The 7,096-nt window shown below is 44.0% G+C and carries 3 protein-coding genes, 1 tRNA gene and 2 pseudogenes; 3 read left to right on the forward strand and 3 right to left on the reverse strand.

The genetic code is table 11. The features are described 5' to 3' along the window. Positions 1-138: 138 nt before the first annotated feature. Positions 139-209, forward strand: a tRNA-Gly gene (locus AC4II3_RS30015). Between the two features lie 143 nt (positions 210-352). Here AC4II3_RS30015 and AC4II3_RS30020 read toward each other — a convergent pair. The 3 genes and pseudogenes from AC4II3_RS30020 to tnpA form a co-directional block, all read right to left on the reverse strand. Beyond that, complete coding sequence (locus AC4II3_RS30020) at positions 353-676, reverse strand: antibiotic biosynthesis monooxygenase (protein ID WP_488016589.1); 324 nt, start codon at positions 674-676, stop codon at positions 353-355. Positions 677-1,026: 350 nt separating this feature from the next. Further along, entirely contained in the window at positions 1,027-1,500 is a 474-nt protein-coding gene (locus tag AC4II3_RS30025; RefSeq protein WP_488016591.1) for a pentapeptide repeat-containing protein, read from the reverse strand. Positions 1,501-2,009: 509 nt separating this feature from the next. Next, positions 2,010-2,402: pseudogene (gene tnpA / locus AC4II3_RS30030) on the reverse strand (IS200/IS605 family transposase); the annotation flags it as partial. Between the two features lie 92 nt (positions 2,403-2,494). Here tnpA and AC4II3_RS30035 point away from each other — a divergent pair. Both AC4II3_RS30035 and AC4II3_RS30040 read left to right on the forward strand, forming a co-directional pair. Further along, positions 2,495-3,818: pseudogene (locus AC4II3_RS30035) on the forward strand (RNA-guided endonuclease InsQ/TnpB family protein). Between the two features lie 667 nt (positions 3,819-4,485). Continuing rightward, positions 4,486-7,096, forward strand: a 2,611-nt coding sequence (locus AC4II3_RS30040) for a two-partner secretion domain-containing protein (protein WP_488029741.1), incomplete at its 3' end; no start/stop codon positions are given.

A 7,096-nucleotide genomic window follows, 5' to 3' on the forward strand; every position in this document is an offset into this window, starting at 1 on the left:
TAGGCAACCCACCCCTAACCCCTCCCAGGAGGGGAAGGCAATAGGCAATAGGCAACAGGCAAGAGTCCCGAATTTTGATCTAAAAAATGTTGCACTTTGATTTTGTTATGTTATGATCCTAGAAGTGCTGGAAACAGTGCGGATGTAGTTTAGTGGTAAAACCTCAGCCTTCCAAGCTGATGATGGGGGTTCGATTCCCCCCATCCGCTCTTAGTGTGTGAATTGTATATATTATTAGTTTAATGCGATCGCTAAAAGAGATTGGCCCTAGGCCACGCTACGCGGTCCCATGAGTCTAAATTCTAAATTCGCGCATTCTTAATTCGCGCATTCTTAATTCTTAATTCTCCAGCTAATTCGGAGGCTGGATTTCACTGCAAACTTCGTAGAACGATGTGGTGGGAGCTTTGGTAAACAAGTGAGACATTTGGTTTAAGATCGCCTCATAGGCTTCACTTTGATTTTCTTCCATGTCCGCTATACTTTCCCAAAAGATCACAGCAATCCCTCTATCGGTTCCAGGTTCTTGCAGTAGGTAAGCGCCTTTGAACCCTTGGATATAGGTAGATACAGCTTTCTCATACAGATCCTGAGCTTCTTGAAATTTGCCTGGCTTGAATTCACCAACGGCAACATAAGCATACTTATGCTTAAGAAAATCTAGAAATTCGGTCAACTTTCCCTCCCCTGGAATTTTTTGGGTTAGTCACCTATCCTAACACCTAATGGTTGACTTGCACAGATTCCAATAGCTGAATCTTTTTAAGCATATGCGCGAAGCGCACGCTACGCTAACAGCATTCAGCGGTCAGCGCTCAGCTTTACTCAGATTCAACGAATTCTCTTTTCTAGATAGATGGAGCGCGGTCTTAGGGGAAACTCCTAAGACCGCGCTCCATAACTTATTCAAAAGCACCAATCAGTAGCGTGGCAAAGGCTTCAACACTGTGAAGCATAAGCTGATAGCTGATAGCTGATAGCACCTCAAGTAGCGTGCGCATAGCGCATTAGCTGATAGCTTACGTCTCAAGACTCTACTCTACACTCGACATTGAAATTGAATTCCTCGGCACTACCACCAATGCCAATGCCAGTTTCAAAGATCTCGGCATTAGTTAAGGTAAGGTTGTTCATCACAGCTCCAGACACATCGGTGTCGTAAAGCTTGGCCGCTGTCAAATTCACTTGGTTGAGATTAGCACAGTTTAAACTGGCATTGGTAACAAAGGCTTGGGTTAAGTTAGCCCCGTTTAAATTGGCACCAGTCAGGTCAGCACCTTCTAGGTTGGCTTCGATTAAGTTTGCTCCTTGCAAGTTAGCATTCCTTAAATCAGCCCCAAGTAGATGCGCGCCCGATAGATCTGCTCCTTCTAAATCACACCCTGAACATTCACCAGTTGAAAGCAACTGTTGCACCTGGTCTGGGTTCTCAGCTACTGCTGAACCAGTGAAGAACAGGGAAGCGACTAAGGTTAGCGTTGCCAAAATATTGAATTTCATTTTTGGCCTCCCTAGAGGTTAAACCATCAGTATGTATTGCTTTATGCCACTTTCATGATAACCGATTACTTGTCCGAGATTATACTGATAAGTTAAGGTTTGTTATGGAGTTTATATAGCGCTACGGCCAAGGCAATAGGCATGCTAGCAAGAGGCAACCCACCCCTAACCCCTCCCAGGAGGGGAAGGCAATAGGCATGCTAGCAATAGGCAACCCACCCCTAACCCCTCCCAGGAGGGGAAGGCAAGAGGCATGCTAGCAAGAGGCAACCCACCCCTAACCCCTCCCAGGAGGGGAAGGCAAGAGGCATGCTAGCAAGAGGCATGCTAGCAAGCTTGCAACAGGAAAACAATTGAACCTTTGCACAACAACGCTCGTGGCTGTTATCGACCTGGGCGTGACTTTCCCCCGCACGGTCGGTAGCTGGAGTTAAAGTGACCGAAGAACCTGAGGGCGCAACGCCCCACCGATTCTATCCATGGGGTTAGCCCGAACGGGAATTTATTCCCTAAACCTCTTTCTGATTTTGAACATACCGTTTGATTGTCTCTAGTGGAGCGCCTCCAACTGTAGACAGAAAGTAAGAATTAGTCCACAAGGTAGGTAGCCTACTTTTCAGATGAGGGAATTGTTCTCTAAGGTACCTGCTGGTGGCTCCTTTAAACCTTTTAACTACTCTGTGGATGCCAAATTGGGGGTCGCATTCACAGAGTAGGTGAACATGATCAGGCATTACTTCTAATTCGATAATTTCGACTTGGATCTCTTCCGCTATCTGGTGGAGGAGTTCTTTTAGTCTTACTTCCACCTCTTCTACAAGTACTGGTCTACGGTATTTAGGACACCATACGACGTGGTATTTACACGAGTAGACAATATTTTTATTGTATTTGAATTTTTTTTAAAATTTATCATAGACACTAGCTATATCTTATGTATATACTATAAAAATGCACCCAAAATAACGTCAAGGAGGTGGTAAAAGTGTTAGCAATGGAGTTCAAAGCCATCCTTAGCAAGTCCCAACAGAAAGCTGTGGATGAAGCCATTCGTACCTCTAAGTTTGTACGAAACAAAGTGCTTCGTTACTGGATAGATAACAAAGGGATTGGAAAGAAACAACTCTATCGCTATAACACCCAAATAAGAGACGAATTTAAGTTTGTAAAAGACCTCAATAGTCATGCTTGTCAGGCTTCTGTTGAAAATGTAGAACGAGCTATTAAACGTTTCTTTGATAACTGTAAAAAGAAGGTTCCAGGGAAGAAAGGCTTCCCGAAATTCAAGAAGCACTGCCGTTCTGTTGAGTACAAGCAATCTGGTTGGAAATTATCAATAGACAAAAAGTCTATTAAGTTCACCGACAAGAAAGGTATTGGCAAAATCAAGCTTAAAGGTACTTGGGACTTATGGTGGTTCGACCAAAAGCTTATAAAAAGGGTTCGGATTGTCAAGAAAGCCGACGGCTATTATGTCCAGTTCTGCGTCAAAGTAAATAAAACTGAAGAGTCAGAAAGTACCGGATATGCTGTTGGACTAGATGTAGGACTAAAAGAGTTTTATACTGACTCTGATGGCTACTCGGAACCCAATCCCAGGTTTTATAGAAAAAGCGAGAAACGTGTAAAATTCTGTCAACGTAGGCTTTCCCGAAAAAAGAAAGGCTCAGCCAACCGACGAAAAGCCAGAAATAGACTAGCTAGGGCACACCTTAAGATAAGTAGGCAGCGTAAAGAACATGCCAAGAGACTGGTTAGAAGTTACCGTAAGATAATGGAGCCTTTTTGGTTTGTAGGTTATGCAGAAAAGGGTTAAAACTGTTGTTATAAAGGCTCCATTATCTAAGGTTTCGTCTCCGGCGCGTTGCGTAATCCGGTCTAACGACCTGGTCGCCTACGAAGACTTAAAGGTAAAAAACTTAGTTAAAAATCATTGTCTTGCCAAGTCTATTAATGATGCTGGTTGGCGTCAATTTCGGGTATGGTTAGAGCATTTTGGTCAAAGGTTTAATAAGATAACCGTTGCAGTTAATCCAGCCTATACTAGCCAGAACTGTTCTGAATGTGGTGAGGTCGTCAAAAAATCTTTATCGACTAGGACTCATACCTGTAAATGTGGTTGCAATTTAGATCGCGATTCGGCGAAGCCGACGCTACGCGAACATAATGCCGCCAAGAACATACTTAATAGAGCCTTGAGTACGGTGGGGCACACCGAAACTTTTATCAACGCTTGGGGAGATCTGTCCTCTACTAAACCTGATTCCGGTCTGGTTAAGCAAGTCAGTTCGTTGAACCAAGAATCCCCCGATTTCTAATCGTGGGGAGTGTCAACGTAAGATAGTGGCTAGTGGTACACAAATAGTGATTTTAGCTCCCGTTACCTTGACCAGACCTCAGCAAAACCACGACATCTTGATCACTACCTGTTAATTTATTGTCTTAATTTTCAGTGATAGCCTGTTAATGCTGTCGTAAGAATTCAGCAGTCAGCAGTCAGCAGTCAGCTTATTTTATTTAAAAGCACCGATTACGCTACGCGCACCCTGCGCGAACAGTAGCCTCGCTTAAGCAGGTGCACAAAATTAATTGCACATTTTCCAAAACTCAAAGTCTTACAATGTAAGCTTTACAGAGATTCAGAGTAGGTAATTAATTTTGTGTAGGTGCTTATGGCCAATAGCTGATAGCTGATAGCTGATAACTGATAGCTGATAGCTGATAGCTTACATGCTGTCTAGGCCATTATCCCAGTTTTAATATTAATGAGATATACAAATTTTTGTGCCTATTCCCTATTGCCTATTCCCTATTACCTATTCCCTATTGCCTATTCCCTATTGACTATTACAAATTCTCGATGACCTAAAGTAAACAATGCAACTAATCTAATTAAAACTGCCAGATTGGCCTAATAAAAATTAACAGTAAAAACCTGAGTTTTATGAAATAATTATGTCAATTCGGTAGCTCTTTTTTATTACCATGAAACCTCTGGTTGACGGACTTGTGCAAGCAAGTAGCGTTTTTCTGTGTTCTTTACTGGGTGCAACTACAGCATTAGGACAAATTACTCCAGATAATAGCCTGGGGAATGAAAGCTCTGTAGTAACTCCCAATGTCGATGTTAAGGGTGCCCTGGCAGATTTAATTGAAGGTGGGGCGATTAGAGAAAGCAATCTCTTCCACAGCTTTTCAGATTTCAATGTGGATGAGATGGGGCGAGTTTATTTTGATAATCCTGCTGGAATTGCCAACATCCTGAGTCGGGTAACGGGAACTAATGTTTCCAATATTTTAGGGACTCTAGGCGTATTGGGTAATGCTAACTTGTTTGTGATTAATCCAAACGGTATTTTCTTTGGTCCCAATAGCCGACTAGATCTCGGAGGGTCATTTTTTGGGAGTACTGCTGATAGTGTGTTGTTTGACGATGGCACAGTATTCAGCACATTAAATCCCAATAAAAAACCGTTGTTGACGATTAATATTCCCTCTGGGTTGCAATATGGTTCCAATCCAGGAAGTATTACTAATCAGTCTAGTCTGTTTCGGGTACCAAATGGTCAAACCTTAGGGCTAATTGGTGGTGACATTACGATTGATGGTGGTAATTTAACTGCAAGCGATGGACGGATTGAGCTGGGGAGTGTTGGTTCTAATAGTGTGGTGAACCTGACCCCAACGGATACGAGTTTTGTATTGGATTATTCACTAGTTCAAGGGTTTCAGGATATTAGTTTGTCCGAGGAGGCTAGAGTTGAGACCAGTGGCGAAAGTGGTGGCAGTATGCAGGTGCAAGGGGCTAAGGTGAGTTTACGCGATCGCTCTTTTGTATTTGCGGATACCGAGGGAAGTCAGAATGGCGGTGGGATAGTGGTTGAGGCTTCACAGTTGAGTCTTGAGGGTGGTTCTAGGATAACTGCTGATGTATCTGGCTCAGGACAGGGGGGAGATTTGACAGTGGATGCCTCGGAATCTGTTCGAGTAATTGGTGTATCGCCTGATGGTAATCTCAGCCTTTTGGGATCCCGAGTTTTGCCAAGAGCAACAGGAAATGGGGGAGATGTGAGTATTACCACTGGGGAGTTAATTGTCAAAGATGGAGCAAGAGTTTCAGCTGGTACAAGCGGTCTTGGGGACGGCGGAAATTTGACTGTGGATGCCTCCGAAAAGGTTCAACTAATTGGGACCTTAGTCGATGGTGATTTTGCCAACGGCTTGTTGAGTCAAACTGAAGGGAAAGGAAAAGCGGGAGATGTAACTATTACCACTGGGCAGTTAATTATCCAAGATGGAGCACAAGTTTCAGTTAGCACTTTTAATGAAGGGGATGGCGGAAATTTGACTGTGAATGCCTCCGAGACTGTTCAACTGATTGGTAGCTTAGGCAGTGATAATATTCGCAGCGGCTTGTTTGCTCGAACTGAAGGGACAGGAAATGCAGGCAAAACACGTATTACCACTGGGGAGTTAATTGTCAAAGATGGAGGAATTGTTTCAGCTAGCACTTTTGATGAAGGGGACGGAGGAGATTTGACAGTGGATGCCTCCTCTACTGTTCAAGTCATTGGTACTGATGCCAATGGTAATATTCCCAGCGGCTTGTTTGCTCAAGCTAATCGAGGCTCAAAAGGCAAAGCGGGAGATGTGAGTATTACCACCGAACAGTTAATTGTCAAAGATGGAGGAATTATTTCAGCTGGCACTGTGGGTGAAGGGGACGGGGGAGATTTGACAGTGAATGCCTCCGAGACTGTTCAACTGATTGGTAGGTCAGCCAATGGTCGGTTTGGCAGCGCTTTGTTGACTCAAACTCAAGGCAAAGGAAAAGCGGGAGATGTGAGTATTACCACTGGGCAGTTAATTGTCAAAGATGGAGCAAGAGTTTTAGCTCGCACTTTTGGTCTTGGGGACGGGGGAGATTTGACAGTGGATGCTGAGGAGACTATTCAACTAATTGGTACCTCAGCCGATGGTAAGTTTCCCAGTGGCTTGTTTACTGAAACTCAAGGGAAAGGAAATGCGGGAGATTTGAGTCTTACCACCGGGCAATTAATTGTCAAAGATGGAGCAGAAGTTAGTGCTAGAAGCACTCAACAGGGGAGTTCAGCAGGGGAGGTAGAGATTAATGCCAACTCCATTTTCCTTAACAACAAAGGTAGGATCACAGCAGAAACAGCAGGAGGAGACGACAGCAATATTAAACTCTTTTCCAGTGACATCCGACTCCTCAACCAAAGCTTGATTATAACTGACGCTCAGAATACAACCACTGGGGGAAATATATTTATTGATACTGATACCCTAGTCGGTCTCGGAGATAGCGACATCACCGCCAATGCTGAAGAAGGCCCAGGAGGTAGTGTTAGGATTAATGCCCAAGGCATCTTTGGCTTAGAGTTTCGAGACCGTCTCACTCCAGGAAATGACATCACTTCCACCTCCAATCGTGGCCCATCCTTCAACGGTGACGTAATCCTCAACATCTCCCAGATAGACCCCACCTCAGGCTTAACCGAATTGCCAGGAAGCCTAGTCGATGCAGAAGCGATCCTGGCCAATGACCTTTGTGGCTTTGAGAACAATCGGATTG

It is taken from the genome of Moorena sp., from assembly GCF_982860115.1.

Bases quoted from the DNA above. Each gene is read 5' to 3' on its own strand.
- AC4II3_RS30025 (WP_488016591.1), bottom strand. From the start codon at position 1,500: ATGAAATTCAATATTTTGGCAACGCTAACCTTAGTCGCTTCCCTGTTC.